Below are 26,866 nucleotides of genomic sequence, written 5' to 3'. Positions count from 1 at the left end.
CTCAAAAACCACACAGAGGTACTTTCGTCTTGATTGTTTTCGAGACAGAAATCATTGTGTGGTTTTATTTTGAAGCTAGTTTTTGCCCAGCCTCTATTTTTATTATTGAAGGCTCAGCCATTCATTTTGCATCTTTTTAAGTGTCTGTCTGATCAGTAGTAAAGAAATCAGAAAGGCAAGGAGGTCAGATAGTGGAGCTGCAAACATAATGTTATCAACACCAAAGCTAATGACAAACAGGATTGAGAAGGGAACCAGCAGCAAGAGTTGTTTGGTAATGGCTAGGAAGGCTCCAATTTGTGCTCGCCCGATTGAGGTATAGAAGGTTGTCGTTGAAATCTGCATACCATTTAAGAAGACCAGTGCCATGAAGATACGGAGGTATTTGACACCGTAGGTCATGTAGAGCTCGCTTGAATTTCCAAAGAGTGCTAGAATCTGTGGAGCGAAGATTTCAAATAGAATAAAGGCGACAATAGCAATATAAGTCGCTACTCGAATGATGAGGAAATAAGATTGACGGACACGATCGAGCTTTTTGGCTCCAAAATTATAGCCGACAATTGGTTGAGAGCCTTGGGTCAATCCGATGATAATAGATGAAAAGATCATATTGACCTTGGCAACGATACCTGCGACAGCGATTGGAATATCGCTACCATAGATAGACTGATCACCGTAAGCCTTCAGAAGGTTATTGGTCACGATTTGAACGATAGTTGAAGAAAGGCTGTTAAACATGGCTGTTAAACCGAGGGCAGAAAGTGCAAGGAGAACTTTACGATTGAGTAGAAAATCGCTCTTTTCAAGTTGAACTGTTTTGAAGTTTTTGAGATAGAAGGCTACCGCACAGCCAGAGACGATTTGGCTAATAACAGTCGACCAGGCAGATCCTGCGATTCCCCAGCCGAGGCCAAAAATAAAGATTGGGTTCAAAATGGTATTTAAGACCGCACCGATGACGACAGAAGTCATTGAGTATTTTGCGGAGCCATCAGAACGGATAAGAGGACTTCCTCCTGAAGAGATAAGTAAAAACGGAATACCGAGTGATGTAATAGAGGTATAGGTCATGGCATAGCTGAGAATATCTTCAGTTGCTCCAAAGCTAATCATGAGTGGTTTGAGAAAGAGTCGGATAATGATGAGTAGGATAATTCCAGTCAAAAGGAGACTGGCAAAGGCATTTCCGACAGTCTTTTTAGCGAGGTCTTTGTTGCCACGCCCCATCTCGATATTAAAGCGAGATGCCGCACCGACTCCGATGAGGAGAGCTAGAGCTGTACAGATAGTCGTGATAGGGAAGGCGATGTTTGTTGCAGCATTTCCCAGATAGCCAACACCTTGCCCGATAAAAATCTGGTCAACGATATTATAGAGGGCATTGACGATATTGGCGATAATGGCAGGGATGGCAAATTTTTTCAGCAGACTGGACAGTTTTTCTGTCCCAAGTGGATTGCTTTCAGTGTTTTTTGTCATGATGGCTTAATCTCTCCAAGGTGTGTCATAGCTAAACCAACGGTTAGCAGAGTGGTCAGCTAGGCGGCTGAATGGATAAAGTGGGATGCCTTCCTTAGTTAGCATATCCTCTAGATAATCGCGGAGCATCCAGACATGACCTGGATTAGCTCCAGACATGGTCAAGATTGCTTCTAATTCTCTTGAGCTGAGTTGAGTATCAGCTAGAACTCTTTCCTCAGGGTAGGCTAAGCGTTTGTAGTTTTCTTGTAGTTCTTTGGCGGTATTGATGGTTTCTTGTCTAGTCAGCATGTTTATCTCCTAGCATTTTTGATAGTAGTTTAGTTAGCTGGGCTTTTTCATCCTCTTGGAGTCTCTCAGTTAAGAGGTCGTCCATTTGACTCCCTAGCGTCAGCATTTTTTCCTTAATAGCAAGGCTCTTATCTGTTAAGCCAATTACTTTACTTCTAGCATCATTTGGGTTGGCAACCCGATAGATAAAGTCTTTCTTTTCAAGATTCTGTAAAATTCCTGTGACTGTCGGATTGCTCATATCAAAGTAATCTTCTAGTTTCTTTTGGGTAATGCTGAGCTGGTCATGACGATAGAGGTATTTTAAGGTTTTAAATTGAGTATTGGTCAGTTCAAAATCAAGCAGAAGCTCGTTAGCAGTCTTGTCAAAAGCAAGACTAGCACGTTTGATTAAAATAGAGATTGCTGTTTCTGTCATTTCGTCTCCTTTACATAGGTTCCTATTTATATTAACATAGCTTCCTATGTAAATCAAAAGGAAAGGAAAACAACTTGTTTTTTAGAAACAAGCTGTTTTATCTAATTTATTCTTCGATATCTTGTTGAGCAAAGATACGGTTGTAATTATCTTCATCTTCTTGGTTGTCTCGGACTACTTTTGAGACTGTAAATGATGAGGAAATCAAGCCAACACAACCCATAAGGTAGTAACCTTTAACCATCAGAGGTTCTTTCAAAGTGTAAAGACCAATCAAAATAAGTCCTACAAAGAAAATAAAGGAACCCCAAGCCATCATAGTGAAGGCAGGTGTATTACGGTAAACTTTTTTCTTAACATTATTCATAAAGCATTCTCCTTTTTAATCCTAAGACCATTATATCATATTTATGAGATTATTCTAAGAGATTATCAGCTTTTAAGTCTGATAAGATAGGTGCTAGCGCCTCTTGTGTTATAATAGACCTATGGAAAACAAGAATAAATTACTACTCATTGACGGCTCATCGGTGGCCTTTCGTGCCTTTTTTGCCCTCTATAATCAAATCGACCGTTTCAAAAATGCCAACGGTCTGCACACCAATGCTATCTATGGTTTCCACCTCATGTTGGACCACCTGATGGAACGCGTGCAGCCGACCCACGTCTTGGTTGCTTTTGACGCTGGGAAAACGACCTTCCGTACAGAGATGTTCTCGGAATACAAGGCAGGTCGTGCCAAGACTCCTGAAGAATTTCGTGAGCAATTTCCCTATATTCGTGAAATGCTAGCAGCGCGTGGGATTGCTTATTATGACTTGGTTAACTACGAGGCTGACGATATCATCGGGACGCTTGATAAAATGGCAGAGCGTACAGACATTCCCTTTGATGTGACCATTGTATCTGGGGATAAGGATTTGATTCAGCTGACGGATGACAATACTGTCGTTGAAATCTCTAAAAAAGGGGTAGCAGAATTTGAAGAATTCACCCCAGCTTATCTGATGGAAAAAATGGGTCTGACACCAGATCAATTCATCGATCTCAAAGCACTCATGGGAGATAAATCGGATAATATCCCAGGTGTTACAAAAATCGGTGAGAAAACAGGACTCAAACTTCTCCATGAGCATGGAAGTTTGGAAGCCATCTATGACAATATTGACAGTATGAAGGCTTCTAAGATGAAAGAAAACCTTATTAACGATAAGGAACAAGCCTTCCTCTCAAAAACCTTGGCAACCATCAATACGCAAGCCCCTATTACCATCGGTTTAGACGACACCAAGTTTGATGGACCAGTGACGGATAAGCTCTTGGCTTTTTATGAAGAGATGGGCTTTACCCAGTTTAGAAATAGCCTTGCAGGTGAGGCGCCAAAGGCTAGCTTTGAGGTCAGCTACGAGGAAGTTAGTCAAGTGACGGCTGAGCATTTTAGTTCAGATGATTTCTTCTATTTTGAGGTTCTTCGTGAAAACTATCATGTGGAAGAGATGATCGCTTTTGCTTGGGGAAATAGCAAAGCTATCTATGCTTCTACGGATAAGGAATTGCTTAAGCAGGCTCCTTTCCAAAAAGCTCTCAGCCGAGCTATCAATACCTATGATTTCAAGCGCAGCAAGGTACTCCTTAGTCATCTAGGAATTGACCTACCGACTGCAGCCTACGATGCTAGACTTGCCAAGTATCTCTTATCAACAGTTGAAGATAATGAACTGTCAACTATCGCAAGACTCTACACTGATTTGCCACTAGAGACTGATGAGGAAGTCTATGGCAAGGGAGCTAAGCTAGCCATTCCAGAGAAAGATGTCTTGCTCAGCCATTTGGCTAAAAAAATCCAAGTTTTGGTGCAATCCAAGGAAGTTATCTTGGACAAGCTAGCCCAGCAGGAGCAAACCGCTTTGCTCTTTGACATGGAGTTGCCACTGGCAAACGTGCTAGCCAAGATGGAGATCGCAGGGATTACGGTCAAGAAAGAAACCTTGCAGGATATGGAAGTGACCAACCAAGCTGTCATCGATAAACTAACACAAGACATCTACGACCTAGCTGGTCAGGAATTCAATATCAATTCGCCTAAGCAGTTGGGGACAATTCTTTTTGAAGAAATGGGCTTGCCGCTTGAGATGACTAAGAAGACCAAGACAGGTTATTCGACAGCAGTTGATGTCTTGGAGCGTCTGGCACCGATTGCACCGATTGTGGCTAAGATTTTGGATTACCGTCAGATTACCAAGCTGCAGTCGACTTATATCGTGGGCTTGCAGGATTACATCTTGGCAGATGGTAAGATTCACACCCGTTATGTGCAGGATTTGACCCAGACAGGGCGTCTGTCATCAGTTGATCCTAACTTGCAAAATATCCCTGTCCGCTTGGAGCAAGGGCGTCTTATTCGTAAGGCTTTTGTTCCTTCATCGGAAAATGCCGTGCTACTAAGCTCAGACTACTCTCAGATTGAATTACGTGTCTTGGCTCATATCTCTGGAGATGAGCATCTGATTACGGCCTTCAAGGAGGGGGCAGATATTCACACGGCGACAGCTATGCGTGTCTTTGGGATTGAAAAGCCAGAGGATGTGACAGCCAACGACCGTCGAAATGCCAAAGCGGTTAACTTTGGTATCGTCTATGGTATTTCAGACTTCGGTCTGTCAAATAACCTCGGTATTACACGTAAGCAGGCTAAGAACTATATCGACACTTATTTTGAACGCTACCCTGGTATCAAAAATTATATGGAGTCAGTGGTGCGTGAGGCGCGTGATAAAGGCTATGTAGAAACCCTCTTTAAACGCCGTCGTGAGTTGCCAGATATCAATTCTCGTAACTTTAATGTACGTGGCTTTGCAGAGCGTACTGCTATCAATTCACCTATCCAAGGAAGTGCAGCTGACATTCTCAAGATTGCTATGATTAACTTGGACAAGGCTCTAGAAGATGGAGGCTATGCAACTAAGATGCTTTTGCAGGTGCATGATGAGATTGTACTGGAAGTGCCAAATGATGAACTGACAGTCATAAAACAGTTGGTGACAGATACCATGCAGGCAGCCGTAGAGCTTGCTGTACCACTTTTGGCTGATGAAAATGACGGCAAGACTTGGTATGAAGCTAAGTAGGGAGAAGGTATGAAAGAGAATTTTCCATTTACTTATTTTTTATTACGTTATATGCTAGGTTTTTTAGCAGTAGTACTCTTGATTGTAGCCCTTATGTTTCTCTATGCCTGGCTAGTCAATTAAGATATAATTGAGACTAGAACAGTGGTTCTGGTCTCTTTTTTAAGCTATGGTGGCAAAAAAACAGTTTGGTATGTGACTTTATGATATACTAAAGAAAACACTTACAAGGAGATGCCTATGACTTATCATTTTCAAAATCCTTCCCAAGGTACGATTGAAGCATATATCAGGTCTGCTAAAACGATTGCGATTGTTGGTTTGTCAAATCGTCAAGAGACTGCTGCTTATATGGTTGCCAAGGTCATGCAGGATGCAGGCTATCAGATTATACCTGTTAATCCTAAATTAGCTGGTCAGGAGATTTTAGGTGAGAAAGCCTATGCCAATTTACAAGAAGTGCCAGTACATATTGATATTGTTGATGTGTTCAGACGTTCGGAGTTTTTAGCTGATGTTGCCAAGGATTTTCTTGAAACAGACGCCACTGTCTTCTGGGCACAACTAGGTTTAGAGAGCCAAGAAGCAGAAGAAGTCTTAAGAGCAGCAGGACGACAGGATATCGTCATGAATCGCTGCCTTAAGGTTGACTACCTAAATGTAAAGGGCTAGATCTCACCGTGCTAGGCTAGTCATACTGGTGTAAAGACTTAGTGACAGCGTCAAAAATAAGAGACCAGACGTGATTGAATCATCCTTTACTTGTCAGATTGTAAAGGATGATTCATTTTTGTCTAGCCTCTTGCGAGTGTGTTTTTTATTGTGATGTGTCCTGTGTTTTCGGCAGTTGATTGTAAAAGAGTGCGCGGCTGGTATAGAGGTATGGCAGCAAGTAGATAAAGATGAGTCCTAATGTAAAAGGAATCAAAAGATACCAACCGATGAAGCTGAACTCAAGCGCAAAGAGTTTAAATTTTTGTCCTTTCATAAGACGAGTGCTTTCCTTGAGAATTTTAAGACTTGATTGGTTTTGTCCTGCCTCTAGGAGGTCGTAAAGGACGAACTCGGCCTGACTATATGAGTAGGTTTTGATAATGGAAAGGACAAGGCCTACAAGATAGAGAATGACTCCAATTAAGATAAGCCAAACTTCCTGATTGGTGATGGTAGATGTGCTAGGAACATTTAGGACAACTAGCAGCATACCGATACCAATTGGTAAAGACCAGAGTGTTATCATTAGGAAGCGAACAATAAAGAGAAAAATCAACTTTTTAAACCAAAGAGTTGAGAAGGTTCTGGTGCTATCAGCCATCTCGACCTGACGTTTTTTGAAACGAACAACGTCTAACATTGTTATGCTGGCTGAGACGCTAAAGAAGGCTAGAATGAGTTGAATCACCCAAGGGAAGGCTGTAGCTGAGACTACCTTGTCATCCATAAAGGCTTGTTGAATGCTAAGACCTCCAGAGAATAGCGTCAATAAGATAGGGATGAGAAAGAGTTGGTATTTTCCATCTAAACTTTTGAGCAGCTGTTTAGCGGTTTGTTTGAGTTCTTTTCTATTCATAAATCTCTCCTTTATTGCTTCATCTTATAGTGTTATTATAACATATTCAAGCTGACAAGCGTCTCTAATTCTGATAAAATAGAGACTATTGGCTTTGCCATAATCAAGAAAACGCAGGACTGTTTTTCCTGCTGTAAGGAGTGCACATGACAGATTATCCAATCAAATATCGTCTGATTAAAAAAGAAAAACACACGGGAGCTCGTTTGGGTGAGATTATCACACCACACGGGACTTTCCCAACGCCTATGTTCATGCCTGTTGGGACACAGGCAACCGTTAAAACACAGTCGCCCGAAGAGCTCAAGGAAATGGGTTCAGGTATTATCTTGGCAAATACCTACCACCTCTGGTTGCGACCTGGAGATGACTTGGTGGCTAAGGCAGGCGGACTGCATAAGTTCATGAACTGGGATCAACCCATTTTGACAGACTCTGGCGGTTTCCAAGTTTATTCATTGGCTGATAGCCGTAATATTTCAGAAGAGGGCGTGACCTTTAAAAACCACCTCAATGGCTCTAAGATGTTCTTGTCACCAGAAAAAGCTATCTCGATTCAGAACAATCTCGGTTCTGACATCATGATGTCCTTTGATGAGTGTCCTCAGTTCTACCAGCCTTATGATTATGTTAAAAAATCAATCGAACGCACTAGCCGCTGGGCAGAGCGTGGTCTTAAGGCTCACCGCCGTCCACACGACCAAGGTCTTTTTGGAATTGTGCAAGGAGCAGGATTTGAGGATCTTCGTCGTCAGTCTGCCCAAGATTTGGTCTCAATGGACTTCCCTGGCTACTCAATCGGTGGTTTGGCAGTCGGTGAGACTCACGAAGAAATGAATGCCGTGCTGGATTTCACGACACAGTTGCTCCCTGAAAATAAACCTCGCTATCTGATGGGGGTTGGTGCTCCTGATAGTCTTATTGACGGCGTTATCCGTGGGATTGATATGTTTGACTGCGTGCTTCCAACGCGTATCGCCCGTAATGGAACGTGTATGACGTCACGAGGGCGTTTAGTTGTTAAAAATGCTGTTTTCGCAGAAGATTTCACTCCGCTCGATCCAGAGTGTGATTGCTACACATGTCAGAATTATACGCGTGCCTATATCCGTCATTTGCTCAAGGCTGATGAGACTTTCGGTATCCGTTTGACAAGTTACCACAACCTTTATTTCCTTGTTAATTTGATGAAAAAAGTTCGTCAAGCTATCATAGACGACAATCTCTTGGAATTCCGCCAAGATTTCGTTGAAAAATATGGTTATAACAATTCAAACCGTAATTTCTAAAATAGTTTAAGACGATAATGATGACACAAACGTCAATACAACACTAAACATGACTATCATATTTTTGTGAATATGAAAACGGTATTTGACGAGAGTCATCTTTTAAAATCGATAACTTATTAGATAAGAACCAAAGGCTATTTTGAAGTCTTCGGTTCTTTTTGTTTTAACTTTTTTGAAAAAGCTCTTGACATGGAACGCGTTCCATACTTTATACTCTTTCTATAGACAGGACATCAAGAAGGAGAACTCAAAATGATTAAACGTATTTTTTCAGATATGGACGGGACTTTATTAAATAGTAAGGGGCGTGTCTCAGACAAAACAGCTCAGGCAATCAGAGAGGCTGCTATTCCAGTAACCTTAGTATCTGCTCGTGCTCCTATGGAAATGAAAGAAGCCATTGATGCTCTTGGTTTGACAGGTATTCAAGTTGGTTTTAACGGTGGTTTGGTTTATTGTTACCTTGATCATAAAGTCAGTGTCATCAAATCCTGTCCACTAGCTGATGAAGATGCTCACCTCTTATTAGCTCACATCAAACAAGCCTTTCCTAATCTAAGTCAATCTTACTATGATCAAAATAAGTGGTACAGTTACAAAGTAGATGCTGGTATTGATTACGAAAGTCAGTTGACTTTGCAAGAACCTTGTATCCTTGACGAGGCGACTTATTTAGCACCTAAAACATCTGTTTACAAAATCATGCTAATCACTTTTGATTCTGAAGAAATGGCACGCTTAAAAGCTAACTTGGAAGCCTTGAGCTTGGATGGTGTAAGTATTCAACAGTCAGGAGCTTTTTATCTGGAAATCACCCATGTGGCAGCTAAAAAATCAGCAGGGATAGACTTTGTTTTGGCAAAGGAAAACTTGAGCAAGTCAGAAGTTGCCGGACTAGGTGATGGGCATAATGACCTACCTATGTTTGACCGTGTCGGCTTGGCGATTGCCATGGGGAACGCAGGACAGGAGATTAAAGATAGAGCTGATGCTGTAACTTTGACTAATGATGAAGATGGGATTGCTTATGCTTTGGAGAACTATTTGGTACAATAAGATGGAGCAATCTTGCATTTTCAAAAGGAGGTCTCAATGGTATCTATCAGTCAAATTGCTAAGGTATCTGGTTACGCTAAGTCAACTGTCTCTCGCTACATCAACCAATCAGGTTATGTTTCAGAAGAAGCAGGGCGTGTCATTCAAGAGGTTATTGAACAACTAGACTATATTCCCAACCAACAGGCTAGAGATTTGAGTTTAGGGAAGACACATCGTATTGCGGTTGTCGTACCGCATACCAAACACCCCTACTTTATAGAACTCTTGCGAGGCTTGATGGATTCTGCCTTGGAAGGTTCAGACCAGCTTGTTTTCTTGCCCTCTGATTATCAGTCTGATTTGGAATTGGCCTATTTGGAGCAGCTGCGAGCCAAGGCTTTTGATGCTTTGGTATTTACTTCGAGAGCGATTTCTATGAAAAAGATAGCCGAATATAGCTCCTACGGTAGGATTGTTGTCCTTGAAGAAACGACTTTAAAAGGGTTGTCCTCCGTCTATATCAAGAGAGGACCAGCTTATGATGCCTTGTTTTCCAAATTACAACAAGCGTCTAAGACAAAGTTGGCTCTTCTCTTTTCGAGAAATGATGAGACCAGTGCAACTTATCGTGAAACCATGCGCCATGCAGAGCAGTATTTTGAGACAGCGGCTGTTAAAACCTTTGGTGGGTTGTCCACTTACGATGATGCTTTTCAGATTTTTGAGATATTAAAAGCAGAGCCGTTTGATGCTATTGTTGCCAATAGCGATGATTTAGCCAGTGCTTTGATTCAGTGTTTTAGTGACCTACCTACTCCTCCTTTGATTGTCAGTCAAGAAAGGCAGGTCTCTGGGAATATTTTAGGTATTCCAAGTATTGACCACAAGGCTTATCAATTAGGTCACGAAGTTTTTAAGGCAGCTGTAGCATCTGATATTCAAGTCTCTTGTATCCAGTCAGAACTGGTTAATCACGATAGTTTATAGCTAGGTATAGTAAACTGAAACAAGAATAGGACAATAGTACCTCAAGAAAAGTATCACAATTTGGTAATACTTTTCTGAGGTGTTTTTGATGTGAGCCAATGTTTTCTCGAAAGTATTATAGCTAAGCGTACTATTTCTGTTTCATTAAACTATAGAGTTGTTGATAAGCCTGTAACATTGCTTTAGAGGCCCCTTTTTCTAGGCACTAGAAGATAAGTCTTTGGCATAAAATGTCAATACGATGGCGTGAATTGTTATTGAGTCTTGAGGCTATTTCTCTTATAATAAATGCATCAGTTAAATAAAAAAATCAAAAAAAGAGGTATATAACATGTCAAACAAAAAAGTAATCTTAATCACAGGTGCATCATCAGGTATGGGTAAAATTTCTGCTCAAGATTTGATCAAAGCCGGTCACATCGTTTACTGCGTGGCTCGTAGTGTCGATAAAATGCAAGATTTGGCTCAACTTGGCGGACATGTCATGAAAATGGACGTGACCAACGAAGCTGACATCGAAAGCGTTGTGGCAAAAGTCATGGCTGAGCAAGGACGTATCGATGTTCTTTGGAACAATGCTGGCTATGGTCTTTACGGTCCAGTTGAGGAATTGAGCATGGAACAAGTACAAGCTCAGTTTGAAGTCAATGTTTATGGTGTGGCTCGTTTGACAAAAGCCGTTCTTCCACACATGCGTGCTAAAAAAGCAGGGCTTATCATCAATACCACATCAATGGGTGGTAAAATCTACACACCACTTGGAGCTTGGTACCACGCCAGCAAACACGCTATGGAAGGTTACAGCGACTGTCTCCGCCTAGAAGTGGCTGAATTTGGCATCAAGGTGGTTGTCCTTGAACCAGGTATGATTGCGACTGGCTTTAACCAAGGGGTTAATGATAATTTCTCTCACGCTTCAAAAAATGGTCCTTACAAACGTTTGGTTAATGCTTACCTCCGTGCCATGGAAAAAGGGATGGACGGTGGTTCAAACCCAAGTGTCATCTCAAACACTATCCTTAAAATCATAGACGCTAAAAATCCTAAAACACGCTACCTTGTTGGTCAAAACGGAAAACTTTTGGTTTACATGCGTCGTATTTTGGGAGACAAAGCTTTTGACCGTATCTTGATGAGTCAATTCAAATAAGATATTATCTTGTAAAGAAGGAAACACCATGAAATTAACCCTAACCAATCAGTTTCAAGACTTTTTAAAGAGCATCGGTGCTGATATGACTAGCCTCTTACAACATGCTGAAGTTCCTAATAAACTTTGGCAGGAAGAGGTGGAGTTGACGGTCTTAGAATACCACAGGCTCCTGCTAGAATTTGATAAGGTCATGTCAGAGGACAACATTCGTGCCCTCAGTCAGATAGCAAATATTCAGATGTTCGTGCCTGCCTTCTTTGCAGCCCTCTCATCTCCAAATGGTTTAGAAGCCCTTTCTCGCTTTTCCCGTTTTAAAAAACTAGTGGGTCCTATCCAGGTAGACATTATCGAGGCAGAGACGACTATTTCTGTGACTTATAAGTTTGCTCATGCCAACATGGACTTACCCAAGTTTTCAATCTTAAATGAACAATTATTAGTCTTGAACATGATTCGAACAGGGACTGGTGAGCGCATCATTCCTCTTGTTGTTGAAACTCCGTTTGACTACGATGAGGAAACAGTGTCGGAATTTAGTGTGCCTATTCAAAAATCTGATAGCAATCGTCTTATTTTTGATAAGAGCGATTTGCAAAAGCCTTTTTTGACGCAGAATAATATCATGTGGCAGTATCTGGAGCCAGAGCTTAATCAACATTTAGCCCAACAAAGTGCTAAAGAAAGTTTTGCCAGCTATGTGCAGCAGGAACTCTACTCGGCTATCCCAAGTGGTCAGTTCTTGGTGGAGGATATTGCTCATCGCTTGGGGGTCAGTGTGCGAACTCTACAGCGACAGCTCTCGGCTGAAAATACTAGCTTTAAGCAGGAATTGCAAGCCGTTCAAAAAGCCATGACCTTCTCTTATCTCAAAATGCAGTTGCCAACAGAGGAAATTTCCTCTTTGATCGGGTACAGCGAGGTCAATGCCTTCAGCCGTGCCTTTAAAAAGTGGACGGGTATGACGGTGACGGAGTACAAAAAGCGAGCAGAATTGATAGATTAACCCTTATTTATAGTGTCTTTTTGAAAAAGTACAACGATTACAAAACGAGTAACGATAGTGAGCTTACTATTGTTACTCGTTTTTCATTGTTTTAAAGCGAAGATACAAGGATTTCTTCAAAGGAGAAAGTGTATAATATTAATGGTATGAATAGTTAGACAATAATAGAAAATCCCCATTTTATTAGGGATTAAAATTTACGGACAAGTTAAATGATATTTTTTTAACAAACCCTTATTTGTGAACATTTATGAATATTATTTTTATTTAGTTGCTAAAAAAACGTATAATTTTATATTAAGAAAAGAGAATAATTCTTATTTTGAAAAAATAGGATAAAAATTAAAAAATAGAATGGTTATTTTGTAGATAAAATGATAAAATGATGTAAGAAAAATTAATTAAGGGAGAGGGTTTATGAAATCACAATTATTTCATTTATACCGTATAATTTCAATTGCAGTCCTTTTAGGGTTTGGAGCGGTATTGGCGTTTGGTAGCCAAACAGTCAGTGCTGATACAGTTGATGTCAACACTAATATGACCTTGAAAAAAACTGACGGTACAGAGGTTACTGCTGCTGATACAATCAATCAATACACGGTATTGTATTTGGATGTCACATTTGATTTACCAAATAATATTGTGCATGAGGGAGATACGACAGCTATCACCATACCATCTGAATTGGAGTTAATTCACGATGCTAAGTTTGAAGTTAAAGATTCAGAAGATAATGTCGTAGCTGACGCTGTTGCAGATAAAGACAAGAATATCATTACATTGACTTATCGAAAATACGTTGAAGAGCACTCGGATGTTTCTTTTGAATTGTCAGCCTCGACAAATGTTAATATGTCTGTCGTGAAGGAAGAAAAGACATATCCGATTAGCTTTGATGTGAATGGTAAAACGGTTTACAATACTGAAGTGACTTATAAAGAATCTGTCGGTCATGATAGCAAGGATGAAGTTTTCCACAAATATAGCTATTTATCTGATGACAGTAAAACTATGAATTATGTCATTCGAGTAAATGCAGCAGGTAATACTTACTCAGATGCAGTGATTAATGATACGTTGAAAACAGCAGGTCTTTATTACAATCCCTCAAGTTTCAAAATTTCAAAAGGTAATTGGCAGATCAATGATAACGGAGAGTTATCATTATCAGATGCCAGTGATGTGACTTCTGAGTACTCTGTCAATGTTAATGACAGCAAGACAGCTTTCTCTATTAATCTAGGAGATATTTCAGAAGGCTTTGAAATCACTTACTCAGTTGATATTAGTTACACACCGGTTCATAACGAAGAATTATCTAACTATGCTAATCTTTCGGCTAAACAGAAAGTGGTAGCTGAAAAAACAAATACCTTTGTTTATCAATCACTCGATGGATCGGCAAATGGTTATAATTACACTTTAAATCTTCAAAAAACAGATGAAGATGGAAATCCACTTCCAGGTGCAGAATTTACCGTTGTACGTAAAGCAACTGGACAAGTGGTAGCTGATGTTACAACAGACGACAAAGGACAGATTCAAGTCAATAACTTGTTGCGTGATGATTATGTCGTTACAGAGGTCAATGCACCAGAAGGTTACCTTAAAGCAGATCCAGTGACTATTAGTGGTGAAGACTTTGATCATACAAGTCTAGCAACTAGCTTAACAGTGTCAGATAAAAAGATTCAAAAAACATCGGTTTCAGGTACTAAAACATGGGACGATAGCGATAATATTGATGGTATTCGTCCAGAAAGTATCACTGTAAACTTGTTAGCTAATGGTAAACTTGTAGATACACAGAAGGTAAGTGAATCAGATAATTGGAAATATCAGTTTTCTGATTTACCAAAAACCGATAGTGATGGTAAAGAGATTGCCTATACTATCTCTGAGGAAGATGTTGCAGGTTATGTAGCAACAGTTGATGGTTATGACCTCAAAAATAGTCATACTCCAGAAACGACAACAACTGCGTCAACGACAAGTACCACGACGACAGAAGAGCCAACAACTGAGTCAACAACAAGTACCACGACAACAGAAGAGCCAACAACTGCGTCAACAACAAGTACCACGACAACAGAAGAGCCAACAACTGCGTCAACAACAAGTACCACGACAACAGAAGAGCCAACAACCGCGTCAACGACAAGTACCACGACGACAGAAGAGCCAACAACTGCGTCAACAACAAGTACCACGACAACAGAAGAGCCAACAACTGCGTCAACGACAAGTACCACGACGACAGAAGAGCCAACAACTGAGTCAACAACAAGTACAACGACAACAAAAGAAACAACGACTGAGTCAACAACAAGCACAACGACAACAAAAGAAACAACGACTGAGTCAACAACAAGCACAACGACAACAGAAGAGCCAACAACTGCGTCAACAACAAGTACCACGACGACAGAAGAGCCAACAACTGAGTCAACAACAAGTACCACGACAACAGTAGTTCCACCGAAAGGCGGATCTAACAATGGTGGAAATAGTGGTTCAGGAGTGAAACAAGCATTTAAATCAGTACTTCCAAATACAGGTGAAAAAGCGACAGCTTGGATCTCTATTTTGGGTCTGCTTATCATTGCAGCCAGTATCTATGTTTATCGTCGTAAATCATAAGATTAAGTAAAAATCACGGGAGACCGTGATTTTTCTGTTATAATAAAGCTAGTAAAATCAAAGAAGGTAATACGTATGAAATTAACAACACTTGGTTGCTGGGGAGCCTATCCTTATAAAGATGGTGGAACAACATCCTATCTTTTGACAGGTCACGACGGTTTCCAGCTCTTGATTGATTGCGGTAGCCGTGCAGTCAATGAATTGGAAAAGGAAATTAGCCCTTTGGACTTGGACGCTATCCTTATCAGCCATTATCACCCAGACCATGTAGCAGACTTGGGTGTTTTGCGTCATTATTTCCAACTTTATCCCAAACATCTCTGGGAACCAAAGGAGCTTCCGACCTATGGTCATGATGAGGATAGCTATGAGTTTGCTAAGCTGACTCTCCCAGGTGTTTCCAAAGGAATTGCCTACGATGTTAATGGTATCGAGACGATTGGTCCTTTTGAGATTAGCTTTATCAAGACCGTGCATCCTGTGGTTTGCTATGCCTTTCGTATCGTGGAGCCAGCGACTGGTCAGATTTTTGTCTTTACAGGAGATACTGGTTACTTTGACGGCTTGGCTGATTTTGCAGCTGACGCAGACCTCTTTTTGGCGGATGTTTACCTTTATGAAGGTAACGAAAAACATATCGCTCACTTGACCACTAAGGAAGCTGGGCAAATTGCTGCGCAGGCAGCTGTGAAAAAACTGGTCTTGACGCATATGCCGCCTCTTCCGCCAGCTGGTATTGACCCAGACAGACACCTAGAGATTCTCAGAGAGCAGACTGAGAGCTACTCAAATGGCATTCCAGTAGAATTGGCAGAGCCGCATAAGGCTTGGGAAATCGGTGACTGTTGATGGCAGACTTTAGTCAGGAAGAAAAAGCTTATTTCATGACAGAAGCTCTCAAGGAAGCTCAAAAATCATTGGAAAAAGAGGAGATTCCAATCGGCTGTGTTATCGTTAAGGATGGACAGATTATCGGTCGTGGACACAATGCGCGTGAGGAGCTCAACCAAGCCATCATGCATGCTGAAATCATGGCAATCAATGAAGCCAATCAGACAGAAGGCAACTGGCGTTTGCTAGATGCCACCCTTTTTGTCACCATAGAACCCTGTGTCATGTGTAGCGGAGCTATTGGGCTTGCCCGCATCCCGCAGGTTATCTATGGGGCTGCCAATGCCAAGTTTGGCGGAGCAGGTAGTCTCTATGATATCCTGACAGATGAACGCCTCAATCACCGTGTCGAGGTTGAGACTGGTATACTAGCAGATGACTGTGCGGCTATCATGCAGACTTTTTTCCGTCAGAGCCGTGAACGTAAGAAAGAAGCCAAGCGTCTTGCTAAGGAAAATTCAGAACTTGCAAACTGATAGAATTATGCTATAATAATAAACGGAGCAACACTTATGCGTGAAGCGGGTCAGGGGAGGAATCCAGCAGCCCTAAGCGATGTTAGGTGTGTGCTCTTTTTGTATTTATTGGAAACTGTGGCAAATTTGTGGCAGTTTTTTTCATTTCTATTCTTTAAGCAGACTTTTTGATAGACTGGATTTAAAACTAGTTAAAAGGAGCCTGTCTATGATTATTTTTGCATTCCCAGGTACTGGAAAAACCAGTTTAGCACAAAAGGATAAGAACTTTGTTGACCTAGAACTTTCTGAAATCAAATATAATAATAGTAGCGTCAGCCATTTGACCAAGGAAGAGAGAAAATCGCTCAAGCGACCACTCAGATCAAAGGACTACAAACAGGTTTATACAGATAGAGCCTTGGCTTTACATAAGCAAGGGAAAACAGTATTGGCTGCCTTAAATTTTCTTCCTCGAATCCTTAAGCAGATGAGAAAAGCTGGTGATTCTGATTTTCACATCTATATACCTAAGTCCTCCTTACGAAAGGAATATCTGCAGCGCTATCAACAAAGAGGCAATAATAAACGCTTTATTGCGGAAGTGATGGTGATTTGGTATCCAACCTTGTTAAGCTTGACTCTGGCGAGCCATCTATGGCCGGATAAGATTAGTCTCTTAAGCTCGGGTCAGGTTTTGGAAGATTTTATGGAAAGATAAAGATAGGAAGCAGGGACTTTTGATATAATAGAAGAAATAGGACTTAGAGGAGGAATTATGCGTAAGTTTTTACAGACCATTTTATATGAATTATCCTTTTACATTGAGATTATTATCTCTCTGATTCTCTCGGTGGTGCTTTTTCTTCTGACTGTACGTCTTGTTGCAGAAGCAACACATGTTTTTTCAAATAGTCTCAGTGTTGAAAATTTCCTTCAGGAATTTCTCAATGAAGCCATGAGTCTGGCTATCGGTGTCGAGTTGATCAAGATGCTAACTAAACATACGTCAACCACTATCATAGAGGTTTTACTTTTTGCTATTGCCCGTCAGATTGTGGTTGCTCATGACTCTGCCCTCAACTCACTGATCAGTGTCTTTGCCCTTGTTCTTCTTTTTGCAGCTCGTAAATACCTTCTTATTAGCTTTGATGATACCAGTCGTATCACTTTGAGAGGTAGTCAGAAGGTTAAGATGGCCAATGTGCTTGCGCGAATGAAGCTAACATCTGAGCCTGACGAACTGTTGCGTGATTGGATGGTTCGTAAAATCCTAAAAGAGGGTAAAACAGTCACTATCGGAACGACCATTTACGACAAGGATGTTGCCTTACGAATTGAAAGTATGAAAGATGCAACGATTACACGTGTGGAAGTGATTAAATCAATCAATTAGATGAAAAAACGAGGTTGTTTTCAGAAAAAAGAAAGAAAATTTTTCTGAAAATGGCACCGTTTTCTTTTTTTGAAGAAATTCAGGGAAAATCATTGAAAAAAGTATGTTAAAAGAGTATCATAGTTAGGAAACCGATTTAAAGGGAGATATAACATGTCACATATTACATTTGATTATTCAAAAGTCCTAGGACAATTTGTCTCAGAGCATGAAATTGATTTCATGCAAGGACAAGTCTCACAGGCTGATGCATTCTTGCGTCAAGGAACTGGTCAAGGTTCAGATTTCTTGGGTTGGTTAGACCTTCCTGAAAACTATGACAAAGAAGAATTCGCTCGTATCCAAAAAGCAGCTGAAAAAATCCAATCTGACAGTGAAGTTCTTGTTGTAATTGGTATCGGTGGTTCATACCTTGGTGCGAAAGCAGCTATTGACTTCTTGAACAACCACTTTGTTAACCTTCAATCAGCTGAAAACCGTAAAGCGCCACAAATTCTTTACGCAGGTAACTCAATCTCTTCAACATACCTTGCTGACTTGGTAGAGTATGTTCAGGATAAAGAGTTCTCAGTTAACGTTATTTCAAAATCAGGTACAACAACTGAGCCAGCTATCGCTTTCCGTGTCTTCAAAGAACTTTTGGTTAAAAAATACGGTCAAGAAGAAGCGAACAAACGTATCTACGCAACTACTGATAAAGTACGTGGAGCTGTTAAAGTTGAAGCTGACGCAAACAACTGGGAAACTTTCGTTGTTCCAGATAACGTTGGTGGACGTTTCTCAGTTCTTACAGCTGTAGGTCTTTTGCCAATAGCAGCATCAGGTGCAGATATTACTGCTCTTATGAATGGTGCTAACGTAGCTCGTAAAGATTTGTCATCAGATAAAATTTCTGAAAATATTGCCTACCAATATGCGGCAGTTCGTAACGTTCTTTACCGTAAAGGCTATATCACAGAGATTTTGGCAAACTATGAGCCATCACTTCAGTACTTCGGTGAATGGTGGAAACAATTGGCTGGAGAATCAGAAGGTAAAGACCAAAAAGGTATCTACCCAACATCAGCTAACTTCTCAACTGACCTTCACTCACTTGGACAATTTATCCAAGAAGGTTACCGCAACTTGTTTGAAACAGTTGTTCGTGTTGACAAACCACGTAAAAACATCATTATTCCAGAACTAGCTGAAGATCTTGATGGACTTGGTTACCTCCAAGGTAAAGATGTTGACTTCGTTAACAAAAAAGCAACTGATGGTGTTCTTCTTGCTCACACAGATGGCGGTGTTCCAAACATGTTTGTAACTCTTCCAGAACAAGATGAATTCACACTTGGTTACACAATTTACTTCTTCGAACTTGCTATTGGTTTATCAGGTTACCTCAATGGAGTTAACCCATTTGACCAACCAGGTGTAGAAGCATACAAACGCAACATGTTTGCTCTTCTTGGTAAACCAGGATTTGAAGAATTGTCAGCAGAATTAAACGCACGTCTGTAAGATAAGAATGAAATGACTTCCAAATGGGAGTCATTTTTTATTTCAAAAATCTACCAAATATTCTGACTATTTGATATAATGGTAAGTAATAAACAATAGAAAGAAAGTGAGCCTTAGTGCTCTAGGTATTTGATTCATGACTGCACAAAAAATGTCTGCACAAGAAATTATTGCATTTATCGGTAATGCTGAAAAGAAAACAAATGTTAAAGTAACTTTTGAAGGAAGTTTGGCTGCTGAAGTTCCTGCTTCAGTTGTTAAGCTTGGCAATGTTCTTTTTGGTGACTGGAAAGAAGTAGAACCTCTTTTGGCAGGTTTGACAGAAAACAAGGACTATGTTGTTGAGCAAGATGGTCGCAACTCAGCTGTGCCATTACTTGATAAACGCCACCTTAACGCTCGTATTGAGCCAGGTGCTATTATCCGTGATCAAGTCACTATCGAAGACAATGCTGTTGTCATGATGGGTGCTGTTATCAATATCGGTGCTGAAATCGGTAGTGGAACTATGATTGATATGGGTGCAATCCTTGGTGGTCGTGCAACTGTTGGTAAAAACAGCCACATCGGTGCAGGTGCTGTCCTTGCGGGTGTTATCGAGCCTGCGTCAGCTGAGCCAGTACGTGTAGGAGACAATGTTCTTGTTGGTGCTAATGCCGTTGTTATCGAAGGCGTTCAAATCGGTAACGGTTCTGTTGTTGCGGCAGGAGCTATCGTTACTCAAGACGTTCCAGAAAACGTTGTTGTTGCTGGTGTCCCAGCCCGTGTTATCAAAGAAATTGATGCTCAAACACAACAAAAAACAGCTCTTGAAGACGCTTTGCGTAACTTGTAATAGATAAAAAGCTGAGATAGGAGTATATAACTTCTCAGCTTTTATGGTTTGAATAACAAGACGCAGTGGTTGAGTGGGCTCTAATTCGTTGATAAAACAATTCTTATAGCCCTACTCAACTGTGCGGAGGTGCGACAACGAAATCGAATTCCTTTGGAATTACCGATTTCTGTCTCACTCTCTTTCTTGAAAGGAAAATATGACTTTAGATTTAATTAAAATCCGTCGTGATTTACACCAGATTCCTGAGATTGGTTTGGAAGAGTTTAAAACGCAAGCCTATCTTTTGGAGCGTATCGCTGAAATCACGGCTGGTAAAGATTTTGTAGAAGAGAGAACGTGGCGAACAGGTATCCTTGTCTTCCTCAATGGCTCTGCTCCTGAGAAAACGATTGGTTGGCGTACGGATATTGATGCTCTGCCTATTATTGAAGAGACTGGTTTGGACTTTGCTAGCACACATGAGGGGCGTATGCATGCCTGTGGTCATGATATGCACATGACAACGGCGCTTGGTCTTTTGAATGAATTGGTTCAGGTACAGCCAAAAAACAATCTGCTCTTTCTCTTCCAACCTGCGGAGGAAAACTTTGCAGGTAGCATGCTCATGTATGAGGACGGTGCTTTTGGTGATTGGAAACCAGATGAGTTTTATGGACTCCATGTTCGTCCAGATTTCAAGGTAGGAGATATTGCGACCAATAGATCAACCCTATTTGCGGGGACTTGTGAGGTCCTGATTACTTTTAAGGGGCGTGGTGGTCACGCAGCCTTTCCTCATGATGCCAATGATGCCCTAGTTGCAGCTTCTTACTTTGTTACTCAGGTTCAGACGGTTGTCAGTCGTAATGTTGACCCTATTCAGGGTGGTGTTGTGACCTTTGGATCGATGCATGCTGGTACAACCAATAATGTCATCGCAGAGACTGCTCAGCTTCATGGAACCATTCGTACCTTGACGCAAGAGATGAGTCTACTTATTCAAGACCGTGTCAAGACCATTGCTGAGGGCGTTGCAGCTAGCTTCGGTATGGAAGTCGATGTTAAGTTGACTCAAGGTGGCTATCTTCCTGTTGAGAACAATCCAGAGTTGGCAGATGACTTGATGGATTTCTTTGGGAATAGCCCTGCTGTTAACTTGATTGACTGTCCACCAGCTATGACAGGTGAGGACTTTGGTTATCTACTTAATAAGATTCCAGGTGTTATGTTCTGGTTGGGTGTAGACACACCTTACCCACTTCATCACGCTAAGATGAGTCCAAATGAAAAAGCTCTGCCATTTGCCGTAGAAGAAATTTCAAAATTCTTGAAGGCTAAGACAAACTAAAAGGAGGTCGTTATAGGCGACCTCCTTTTTTGAGAAAAGGGAAGGGCACAGCGGTTAAGCCATGCCCAGGAGATTTATGAAAAGGGAAATGGGAATCATTCCCCGACCACTAGGAAGTGGTTGTTTTAGGATATTTACAGTCTATAAAAGAAAGCTTAAATTTTCCTTAAAGTAGGTAAAGGTAACCCTTTTTTAATAACGAAATTGAAAAAATAGTGTAAGATAGACTTATGTTAAAAAAAGAATTGAGACAGGCAGTTATCAGTGCCTTGAAAGAACAAGATAAGACTGATAAGGAGAGGCTAGATCGTGAACTTCTAGCGACCTTTATTGAGAGTGAAGCCTATCAAGAGGCTAAGACCATTGCAACTTACTTGTCAATGGGTTTTGAATATAATACTGCGCCCTTGATTGAACAGGCTTTAAAGGATGGCAAACGTGTCCTTGTCCCCAAGACCTATCCAAAGGGGAGGATGGTTTTTGTTGCCTATGATCCTGAAGATTTGGTTAAGACTTCCTTTGGTCTCTTAGAGCCTGCTTCTGACATAGCAGTCGCAAAGGAAGATATTGATCTGATTCATACACCAGGAGTAGTCTTTAATAAGGAGGGCTACCGTATTGGATATGGTGCAGGTTACTATGATCGTTACTTGGCTGATTTTAAGGGAAATACGATGAGCTTGGTCTATCCATGCCAACTCAAGGAGTTTACTCCAGACAGCCATGATATTCCCGTTAAGGAGGTCCTTATTAGTGCAGGAATTTAAAAAGACGCCAGTTATATTCTTACTTTTACTACTGACAAGTCTAGTCTTTCTGGCCATGCAGGTCTTATATTTTGGTAATGCCACATCAAGTCAGGTTGTCTTTGACTTTGGAGGTATGTTTGGACGTTACGTCATCTATGATCCTAGCCAGCTCTGGCGCTTGCTAACGCCAATATTTGTTCATATTGGTTGGGAGCATTTTATTATGAATAGTTTGACCCTTTATTTTGTTGGGACAATGGCAGAGCGTGTTTGGGGATCAAGCAAGTTTTTGCTTCTCTATATCCTGTCAGGTGTTATGGGAAATCTCTTTACTCTCTTATTGACACCAGATGTCGTTTCAGCAGGTGCATCCACTTCATTCTTCGGTCTCTTTGCAGCTTTTGTTGTTGTGGGGTATTACGGTCATAGTCCTTATTTGAAGGAATTGGGCAGATCCTATCTAGCTCTTATCGGTTTTAACCTTTTCTTTAATCTTTTTATGACTAATGTCGGCATGGTAGGCCATATCGGTGGTGCAGTTGGTGGGATGATTGCCAGTGTCTTTCTAACAACACAAGCAGAGCCTAATCTATTTCCAAGAGGAAAACGTCTCCTCGGTTTGGGAGTTTATGTAGGTTTATTCCTATTAATCCTATACTTGGTTTTCTTGGGTTAATAGAAAAAAAGCAGTAGCTTCTATTTAAAAAGTTACTGCTTTTGTTATTTTTAGTCTTTTTTAGATTTATCTTGTTTGTTGTCTAAAGATTTCCCTAAATCGATGATGTATTGTTTTAAGTCATCTTTGACTTGTGGGTGTTTAAGGGCATAGTCGATTGACGTTTTCATGAAACCGAATTTATCACCGACATCATAACGATCACCTGTAAACTCACGAGCAAATACGCGTTGTGTTTTATTGAGTGTATCGATAGCGTCTGTTAGTTGGATTTCATTTCCAGCACCTGGAGCTTGATTTTCAAGAATTTGGAAAATCTCAGGCGTCAAGAGGTAGCGTCCGATGATAGCGAGGTCACTTGGTGCATCCTCTGGAGCTGGTTTTTCAACAAATGTTTCAACGCTGTAAAGTCCGTTTACTCCTTCACCTTGAGGGGCAATGACACCGTAGGCTGAAACTTCTTCATGAGGAACTGGCATAACAGCGATAGTTGATGCATGTGTTTCTTCATAGTCGTTCATCAGTTGTTTTGTAAGTGGCACAGCTGTTTCATTGGTAATATCCATAAGGTCATCACCGAGCATGACAACAAATGGCTCATTTCCGACAAAGGCTTTAGCTTGAAGAACTGCGTCTCCGAGTCCACGAGGGTGACTTTGACGGATAAAGTGAAGATTGATTCCTGTTGTTTCATCAACGAGTTTCAGAAGATCATTTTTACCTTTTTCTTTAAGGTTATATTCCAACTCAAAGTTTGAGTCGAAATGGTCTTCGATAGAGCGTTTTGATTTACCTGTAACAACAAGGATATCTTCGATACCTGATTTAAGTGCTTCTTCAACGATAAATTGAATAGTTGGTTTATCAACGATTGGAAGCATTTCTTTTGCTAGGGCCTTAGTTGCTGGAAGGAAACGTGTCCCAAGACCAGCAGCTGGAATAACAGCCTTTCTTACTTTTTGCATATATTACTCCTGTATGTCTGTTTTTATTTAAATTGTAACACAAATTAAATTTTAGTGCCACTCATTTTCCGAACGAAGTTCATTGGACATCATATTGAGAATACTTTCTTTAATATCCATGCCTTCATAGATAGAACGATAGATTGCAGAAGTAATAGGCATATAGACATCGAGCTCTTGAGCAATTTCATAGGCTACTTTTGTGGTTGAAATACCTTCGATGACCATACCCATGTTGCGTTCAACATCTTCTAGCTTTTCTCCACGGCCAAGGGCATCACCAGCTCGCCAGTTACGTGAGTGGACTGATGTTCCTGTAACGATAAGGTCCCCAACACCAGAGAGTCCGCTATAGGTAAGCGGGTCAGCACCGAGTTTGACACCAAGGCGGGTAATTTCGGCTAAGCCACGTGTAATAACAGCAGCTTTAGCATTATCACCGTAGCCAAGTCCATGCAAGGCCCCAGCACCAACTGCGATAATATTTTTGAGGGCACCAGCCGTTTCCACTCCGATAACATCAGAGTTTGTGTAGAGACGGAAGTAGTGATTGCTGAAGAGTTTTTGAACGTATTTAGCTGTCTCGAGATCTGTTGATGCTGCAGTGATCAAGGTCAAATCGCGGACAATCGTTTCTTCGGCGTGGCTTGGTCCTGAAACAACAACGACCTCGCTACGCAAGTCTGCTGGAATTTCTTCTTCAAGAATAGTTGAAAGTCGCTCATGAGTTCCAGGCTCAAGTCCTTTAGAGGCATGCATAACAACAACCTTATGATCGAGAGTGTCAGCTACTTGTTTGGCAACCAAACGAGTCACCTTTGTTGGGACAACGAAGAGGACAGCATCAACACCTGCAAGTGTTTCTCCAAGATCCTTATAAGCAACAATCTTATCATCTAGAATAATATCCTTGAAGTAAAGGCTGTTAGTGTGCTTTTGGTTGATTTCATCAATTTGTTCAGAGATGTTTCCCCAGATACGAACTTCATGTCCGTTATCGTTAAGAACTTGGGCCAAGGCTGTGCCCCAAGAACCAGGTCCTAGGACCGCAATTTTTTGTTTTGTCATATTTAGTCTCCTCTTTATTGTAGAAGGGTAATTCACCTCATTATATCATAAGAAAGCGCTGTTTGTCCCTTAACTCATGTTCTATAAATAGACTGAGTTAATAAATTTGACTTTTCTTAGGAATTAAGTAGAATAGGAAAGTCGGCTAAAAAATGGTTATAATAGGTTTTTTAATATGCTGAGCCTTGCAAGCTCTCTAGTGATAGGCTATTATAATAGTTGATAATATCATTTTCGTGATTTTTTTATTAAAATAATAAAAATTTTTAGGAGGAAATATGCTTTTTAGAGTTCTTAAGCCTTATAAGTGGTATGCTTTCTTATCATTTCTTTTGGTATCGGGCTATGTAGCTAGTATGCTCTTGCAGCCCCGCTATTTGACAAATGTCTTGGAAGCAGTTATGAACAATGACCAGCAAGAAATCTACTCAATCGGTGTTCTCTTGTTGATTATTGCAGGGATTGGTCTCTTGTGCGGAGGTATCAATACTATCATCTCAGCTCATATCGCTCAGAGTGTGTCTGCAGATATTCGTGAGGAGACTTTTAAGAAAATCCAGACTTTCTCATATGCCAACGTTGAGGAGTTTAATGCAGGTAACTTGGTTGTGCGTATGACCAATGACGTTAACCAGATTCAAAACTTGGTGATGATGATATTCCAAGTTTTGCTACGTCTTCCCTTGCTTTTTGTTGGTGCTTTCTTCTTTGCGGTCCAGACTCTTCCAAGTCTTTGGTGGGTCATCATTGCCATGGTAATCTTGGTCGGTGGCGTTGCCTTTGGGATCACTGGAGCAATGTCAGCTAAGTTTGGGCGTTTCCAACAATTGATGGACAAGATGAATGCTATTGCTAAGGAAAACTTGCGTGGTGTTCGTGTGGTTAAATCCTTTGTTCAAGAGCGTCAACAATATGCTAAATTCCGTGAGACATCAGATGATCTCTTTGATCTTAACCTTTATATTGGTAATGGATTTGCGGTCATGCAGCCTATCTTGATGTTTGTGTCTTATATGGCGATTTTTGTGGCAATCTGGTTTGTTTCAACAATGGTTGAAACAGATAGCTCTGCTATTGGTGCCATCACGTCCTTTGTGACCTACTTGATGCAAATCATGTTTGCGCTTATCATGGTTAGCTTCATGGGAATGCAGGTCAGCCGTGCCTTTATCTCTCTTGGTCGTATTAAGGAAGTTTTAGATACTGATCCAGCCATGATCTTTAAGACTAATGAGGTGGAGGAGCTTGAAGGAAGTTTGGCTTTTGAAAATGTGACCTTTACTTATCCTCATGATGACTCAGCCATGCTGAAAAATATTAGTTTTGAAGTCGCTGCTGGTCAGACTATCGGTGTGGTTGGTGCGACTGGTGCTGGTAAATCAACGCTGGCGCAGATGATTCCTCGTCTCTTTGACCCACAAGAAGGTTCTATTAAAATTGGAGGCAAGGATCTTCGTGATCTTAGTCAGGAAACCATGCGTCAGACGGTTTCAATCGTTCTTCAAAAGGCTATTCTCTTTTCTGGAACAATTGCAGACAATCTCCGCCAAGGTAAGGCTGACGCTGACCAATACGCCCTAGAGCGCGCAGCAAGCATTGCTCAAGCTGCTGAGTTTATCGAACGTATGGATGATACCTACCACAGCTATGTTGAAGAGCGTGGTAATAACTTCTCTGGTGGTCAAAAGCAGAGGATGTCAATCGCGCGTGGTGTTATCGGAAATCCGAAAATTCTGGTTTTGGATGACTCTACTTCAGCTCTTGATGCTAAATCAGAGAAGTTGGTCCAAGAGGCTCTTAACAATGACCTCAAGGATACAACGACTATTATCATTGCACAAAAAATTTCATCAGTTGTTAAGGCTGACAAGATTCTGGTTTTGGATGACGGTCGTCTGATTGGACAGGGGACTCACAAGGAACTTGTTGAAAACAATGATGTTTACCGTGAAATCTATGAAACACAAAAAGGAAAGGAGGCTGAATAAGG

General features: G+C 40.9%; 25 protein-coding genes and 1 other RNA gene. 19 read left to right on the top strand and 7 right to left on the bottom strand.

Translation table 11 applies throughout. The annotated features are described in order from the left end of the window. Positions 1–102: 102 nt before the first annotated feature. The 4 genes from JOC28_RS05895 to JOC28_RS05880 form a co-directional block, all read right to left on the bottom strand. On the bottom strand, positions 103–1,482 hold the full coding sequence (locus JOC28_RS05895; protein ID WP_205009721.1) for an MATE family efflux transporter: 1,380 nt from the start codon (positions 1,480–1,482) through the stop codon (positions 103–105). Between the two features lie 6 nt (positions 1,483–1,488). Continuing rightward, positions 1,489–1,773: a DUF2316 family protein gene (locus JOC28_RS05890; protein ID WP_205009720.1), complete on the bottom strand. Its 285-nt coding sequence runs from the start codon at positions 1,771–1,773 to the stop codon at positions 1,489–1,491. Next, positions 1,763–2,191: a MarR family winged helix-turn-helix transcriptional regulator gene (locus tag JOC28_RS05885; RefSeq protein ID WP_205009719.1), complete on the bottom strand. Its 429-nt coding sequence runs from the start codon at positions 2,189–2,191 to the stop codon at positions 1,763–1,765. The genes JOC28_RS05890 and JOC28_RS05885 overlap by 11 nt, the downstream gene beginning before the upstream one ends. A gap of 106 nt (positions 2,192–2,297) precedes the next feature. Beyond that, positions 2,298–2,558, bottom strand: coding sequence for a YiaA/YiaB family inner membrane protein (locus tag JOC28_RS05880; protein ID WP_205009718.1), 261 nt, complete (start codon positions 2,556–2,558; stop codon positions 2,298–2,300). Positions 2,559–2,679: 121 nt separating this feature from the next. On the opposite strand from JOC28_RS05880, the gene polA reads away from it, so the two are divergent. Both polA and JOC28_RS05870 read left to right on the top strand, forming a co-directional pair. Continuing rightward, on the top strand, positions 2,680–5,319 hold the full coding sequence (polA, locus tag JOC28_RS05875; protein ID WP_205009717.1) for a DNA polymerase I: 2,640 nt from the start codon (positions 2,680–2,682) through the stop codon (positions 5,317–5,319). A gap of 240 nt (positions 5,320–5,559) precedes the next feature. Then, positions 5,560–5,991 carry a CoA-binding protein gene (locus JOC28_RS05870; protein ID WP_205009716.1) on the top strand — a complete coding sequence of 144 codons (432 nt, stop codon included), beginning with the start codon at positions 5,560–5,562 and terminating at the stop codon, positions 5,989–5,991. A 145-nt stretch (positions 5,992–6,136) separates the two neighbouring features. On the opposite strand, the gene JOC28_RS05865 is transcribed toward JOC28_RS05870, so the two are convergent. Then, positions 6,137–6,889, bottom strand: a complete 753-nt coding sequence (locus JOC28_RS05865) for a DUF975 family protein (RefSeq protein ID WP_205009715.1) — start codon at positions 6,887–6,889, stop codon at positions 6,137–6,139. Between the two features lie 146 nt (positions 6,890–7,035). Here JOC28_RS05865 and tgt point away from each other — a divergent pair, with 146 nt between their 5' ends. From tgt to JOC28_RS05785, 16 genes are all read left to right on the top strand, one after another. Beyond that, positions 7,036–8,178: a tRNA guanosine(34) transglycosylase Tgt gene (gene tgt, locus JOC28_RS05860; RefSeq protein WP_205009714.1), complete on the top strand. Its 1,143-nt coding sequence runs from the start codon at positions 7,036–7,038 to the stop codon at positions 8,176–8,178. A gap of 255 nt (positions 8,179–8,433) precedes the next feature. After that, positions 8,434–9,237 carry a Cof-type HAD-IIB family hydrolase gene (locus JOC28_RS05855; RefSeq protein ID WP_205009713.1) on the top strand — a complete coding sequence of 268 codons (804 nt, stop codon included), beginning with the start codon at positions 8,434–8,436 and terminating at the stop codon, positions 9,235–9,237. A 36-nt stretch (positions 9,238–9,273) separates the two neighbouring features. Then, positions 9,274–10,206, top strand: a complete 933-nt coding sequence (locus tag JOC28_RS05850; protein WP_205009712.1) for a LacI family DNA-binding transcriptional regulator — start codon at positions 9,274–9,276, stop codon at positions 10,204–10,206. Between the two features lie 331 nt (positions 10,207–10,537). Then, complete coding sequence (locus JOC28_RS05845; protein ID WP_205009711.1) at positions 10,538–11,356, top strand: oxidoreductase; 819 nt, start codon at positions 10,538–10,540, stop codon at positions 11,354–11,356. Between the two features lie 28 nt (positions 11,357–11,384). Next, complete coding sequence (locus tag JOC28_RS05840) at positions 11,385–12,362, top strand: AraC family transcriptional regulator (protein WP_205009710.1); 978 nt, start codon at positions 11,385–11,387, stop codon at positions 12,360–12,362. A 417-nt stretch (positions 12,363–12,779) separates the two neighbouring features. Then, on the top strand, positions 12,780–15,005 hold the full coding sequence (locus JOC28_RS05835; protein ID WP_205009709.1) for a Cna B-type domain-containing protein: 2,226 nt from the start codon (positions 12,780–12,782) through the stop codon (positions 15,003–15,005). A gap of 75 nt (positions 15,006–15,080) precedes the next feature. Beyond that, the gene (locus JOC28_RS05830) at positions 15,081–15,857 is read left to right on the top strand and encodes an MBL fold metallo-hydrolase (protein ID WP_205009708.1); all 777 of its coding nucleotides are present in this window, start codon (positions 15,081–15,083) and stop codon (positions 15,855–15,857) included. After that, on the top strand, positions 15,857–16,375 hold the full coding sequence (gene tadA / locus JOC28_RS05825; RefSeq protein ID WP_205009707.1) for a tRNA adenosine(34) deaminase TadA: 519 nt from the start codon (positions 15,857–15,859) through the stop codon (positions 16,373–16,375). Before JOC28_RS05830 ends, tadA begins: the two co-directional genes overlap by 1 nt. 14 nt (positions 16,376–16,389) lie before the next feature. After that, an RNA gene (gene ffs / locus JOC28_RS05820) (signal recognition particle sRNA small type) lies at positions 16,390–16,487 on the top strand. 96 nt (positions 16,488–16,583) lie between these two features. Further along, complete coding sequence (locus JOC28_RS05815) at positions 16,584–17,075, top strand: hypothetical protein (RefSeq protein WP_205009706.1); 492 nt, start codon at positions 16,584–16,586, stop codon at positions 17,073–17,075. 57 nt (positions 17,076–17,132) lie between these two features. Further along, the gene (locus tag JOC28_RS05810; RefSeq protein WP_205009705.1) at positions 17,133–17,750 is read left to right on the top strand and encodes a hypothetical protein; all 618 of its coding nucleotides are present in this window, start codon (positions 17,133–17,135) and stop codon (positions 17,748–17,750) included. A 153-nt stretch (positions 17,751–17,903) separates the two neighbouring features. Next, a complete protein-coding gene (locus JOC28_RS05805) occupies positions 17,904–19,253 on the top strand; it encodes a glucose-6-phosphate isomerase (protein WP_205009704.1) in 1,350 nt (449 codons plus the stop codon). Between the two features lie 136 nt (positions 19,254–19,389). Then, entirely contained in the window at positions 19,390–20,088 is a 699-nt protein-coding gene (gene dapD, locus JOC28_RS05800) for a 2,3,4,5-tetrahydropyridine-2,6-dicarboxylate N-acetyltransferase (protein ID WP_205009703.1), read from the top strand. 199 nt (positions 20,089–20,287) lie between these two features. After that, entirely contained in the window at positions 20,288–21,418 is a 1,131-nt protein-coding gene (locus JOC28_RS05795) for an N-acetyldiaminopimelate deacetylase (protein WP_205009702.1), read from the top strand. A gap of 230 nt (positions 21,419–21,648) precedes the next feature. Further along, positions 21,649–22,185: a 5-formyltetrahydrofolate cyclo-ligase gene (locus tag JOC28_RS05790; RefSeq protein WP_205009701.1), complete on the top strand. Its 537-nt coding sequence runs from the start codon at positions 21,649–21,651 to the stop codon at positions 22,183–22,185. Then, on the top strand, positions 22,172–22,843 hold the full coding sequence (locus tag JOC28_RS05785) for a rhomboid family intramembrane serine protease (protein WP_205009700.1): 672 nt from the start codon (positions 22,172–22,174) through the stop codon (positions 22,841–22,843). Before JOC28_RS05790 ends, JOC28_RS05785 begins: the two co-directional genes overlap by 14 nt. Positions 22,844–22,893: 50 nt before the next feature. On the opposite strand, the gene galU is transcribed toward JOC28_RS05785, so the two are convergent. Next, positions 22,894–23,808, bottom strand: a complete 915-nt coding sequence (gene galU / locus JOC28_RS05780; RefSeq protein WP_205009699.1) for a UTP--glucose-1-phosphate uridylyltransferase GalU — start codon at positions 23,806–23,808, stop codon at positions 22,894–22,896. Positions 23,809–23,859: 51 nt separating this feature from the next. Beyond that, positions 23,860–24,876 (bottom strand): NAD(P)H-dependent glycerol-3-phosphate dehydrogenase, encoded by a 1,017-nt coding sequence (locus tag JOC28_RS05775; protein ID WP_205009698.1) that lies wholly within the window; start codon positions 24,874–24,876, stop codon positions 23,860–23,862. A gap of 278 nt (positions 24,877–25,154) precedes the next feature. On the opposite strand from JOC28_RS05775, the gene JOC28_RS05770 reads away from it, so the two are divergent. Then, positions 25,155–26,864 (top strand): ABC transporter ATP-binding protein, encoded by a 1,710-nt coding sequence (locus tag JOC28_RS05770; RefSeq protein WP_205009697.1) that lies wholly within the window; start codon positions 25,155–25,157, stop codon positions 26,862–26,864. The last annotated feature ends 2 nt before the right edge of the window (positions 26,865–26,866 follow it).

It is taken from the genome of Streptococcus loxodontisalivarius (assembly GCF_016908645.1).
In the GTDB taxonomy this organism is placed as follows: Bacteria; Bacillota; Bacilli; order Lactobacillales; family Streptococcaceae; genus Streptococcus; species Streptococcus loxodontisalivarius.
This window is presented reverse-complemented; position numbering and strand designations above follow the sequence as displayed.

Excerpts from the sequence above, each read along its gene's own strand:
- JOC28_RS05885 (WP_205009719.1), bottom strand. The coding sequence starts at position 2,191 with ATGACAGAAACAGCAATCTCTATTTTAATCAAACGTGCTAGTCTTGCT.
- JOC28_RS05815 (WP_205009706.1), top strand. The coding sequence starts at position 16,584 with ATGATTATTTTTGCATTCCCAGGTACTGGAAAAACCAGTTTAGCACAA.
- JOC28_RS05870 (WP_205009716.1), top strand. The coding sequence starts at position 5,560 with ATGACTTATCATTTTCAAAATCCTTCCCAAGGTACGATTGAAGCATAT.
- JOC28_RS05865 (WP_205009715.1), bottom strand. The coding sequence starts at position 6,889 with ATGAATAGAAAAGAACTCAAACAAACCGCTAAACAGCTGCTCAAAAGT.
- JOC28_RS05775 (WP_205009698.1), bottom strand. The coding sequence starts at position 24,876 with ATGACAAAACAAAAAATTGCGGTCCTAGGACCTGGTTCTTGGGGCACA.
- JOC28_RS05805 (WP_205009704.1), top strand. The coding sequence starts at position 17,904 with ATGTCACATATTACATTTGATTATTCAAAAGTCCTAGGACAATTTGTC.
- galU (WP_205009699.1), bottom strand. The coding sequence starts at position 23,808 with ATGCAAAAAGTAAGAAAGGCTGTTATTCCAGCTGCTGGTCTTGGGACA.
- JOC28_RS05895 (WP_205009721.1), bottom strand. The coding sequence starts at position 1,482 with ATGACAAAAAACACTGAAAGCAATCCACTTGGGACAGAAAAACTGTCC.
- JOC28_RS05850 (WP_205009712.1), top strand. The coding sequence starts at position 9,274 with ATGGTATCTATCAGTCAAATTGCTAAGGTATCTGGTTACGCTAAGTCA.
- polA (WP_205009717.1), top strand. The coding sequence starts at position 2,680 with ATGGAAAACAAGAATAAATTACTACTCATTGACGGCTCATCGGTGGCC.
- JOC28_RS05880 (WP_205009718.1), bottom strand. The coding sequence starts at position 2,558 with ATGAATAATGTTAAGAAAAAAGTTTACCGTAATACACCTGCCTTCACT.
- JOC28_RS05855 (WP_205009713.1), top strand. The coding sequence starts at position 8,434 with ATGATTAAACGTATTTTTTCAGATATGGACGGGACTTTATTAAATAGT.
- JOC28_RS05890 (WP_205009720.1), bottom strand. The coding sequence starts at position 1,773 with ATGCTGACTAGACAAGAAACCATCAATACCGCCAAAGAACTACAAGAA.
- JOC28_RS05810 (WP_205009705.1), top strand. The coding sequence starts at position 17,133 with ATGCGTAAGTTTTTACAGACCATTTTATATGAATTATCCTTTTACATT.
- tgt (WP_205009714.1), top strand. The coding sequence starts at position 7,036 with ATGACAGATTATCCAATCAAATATCGTCTGATTAAAAAAGAAAAACAC.
- JOC28_RS05845 (WP_205009711.1), top strand. The coding sequence starts at position 10,538 with ATGTCAAACAAAAAAGTAATCTTAATCACAGGTGCATCATCAGGTATG.
- JOC28_RS05830 (WP_205009708.1), top strand. The coding sequence starts at position 15,081 with ATGAAATTAACAACACTTGGTTGCTGGGGAGCCTATCCTTATAAAGAT.
- JOC28_RS05795 (WP_205009702.1), top strand. The coding sequence starts at position 20,288 with ATGACTTTAGATTTAATTAAAATCCGTCGTGATTTACACCAGATTCCT.
- tadA (WP_205009707.1), top strand. The coding sequence starts at position 15,857 with ATGGCAGACTTTAGTCAGGAAGAAAAAGCTTATTTCATGACAGAAGCT.
- JOC28_RS05835 (WP_205009709.1), top strand. The coding sequence starts at position 12,780 with ATGAAATCACAATTATTTCATTTATACCGTATAATTTCAATTGCAGTC.
- JOC28_RS05840 (WP_205009710.1), top strand. The coding sequence starts at position 11,385 with ATGAAATTAACCCTAACCAATCAGTTTCAAGACTTTTTAAAGAGCATC.
- JOC28_RS05770 (WP_205009697.1), top strand. The coding sequence starts at position 25,155 with ATGCTTTTTAGAGTTCTTAAGCCTTATAAGTGGTATGCTTTCTTATCA.
- JOC28_RS05790 (WP_205009701.1), top strand. The coding sequence starts at position 21,649 with ATGTTAAAAAAAGAATTGAGACAGGCAGTTATCAGTGCCTTGAAAGAA.
- dapD (WP_205009703.1), top strand. The coding sequence starts at position 19,390 with ATGACTGCACAAAAAATGTCTGCACAAGAAATTATTGCATTTATCGGT.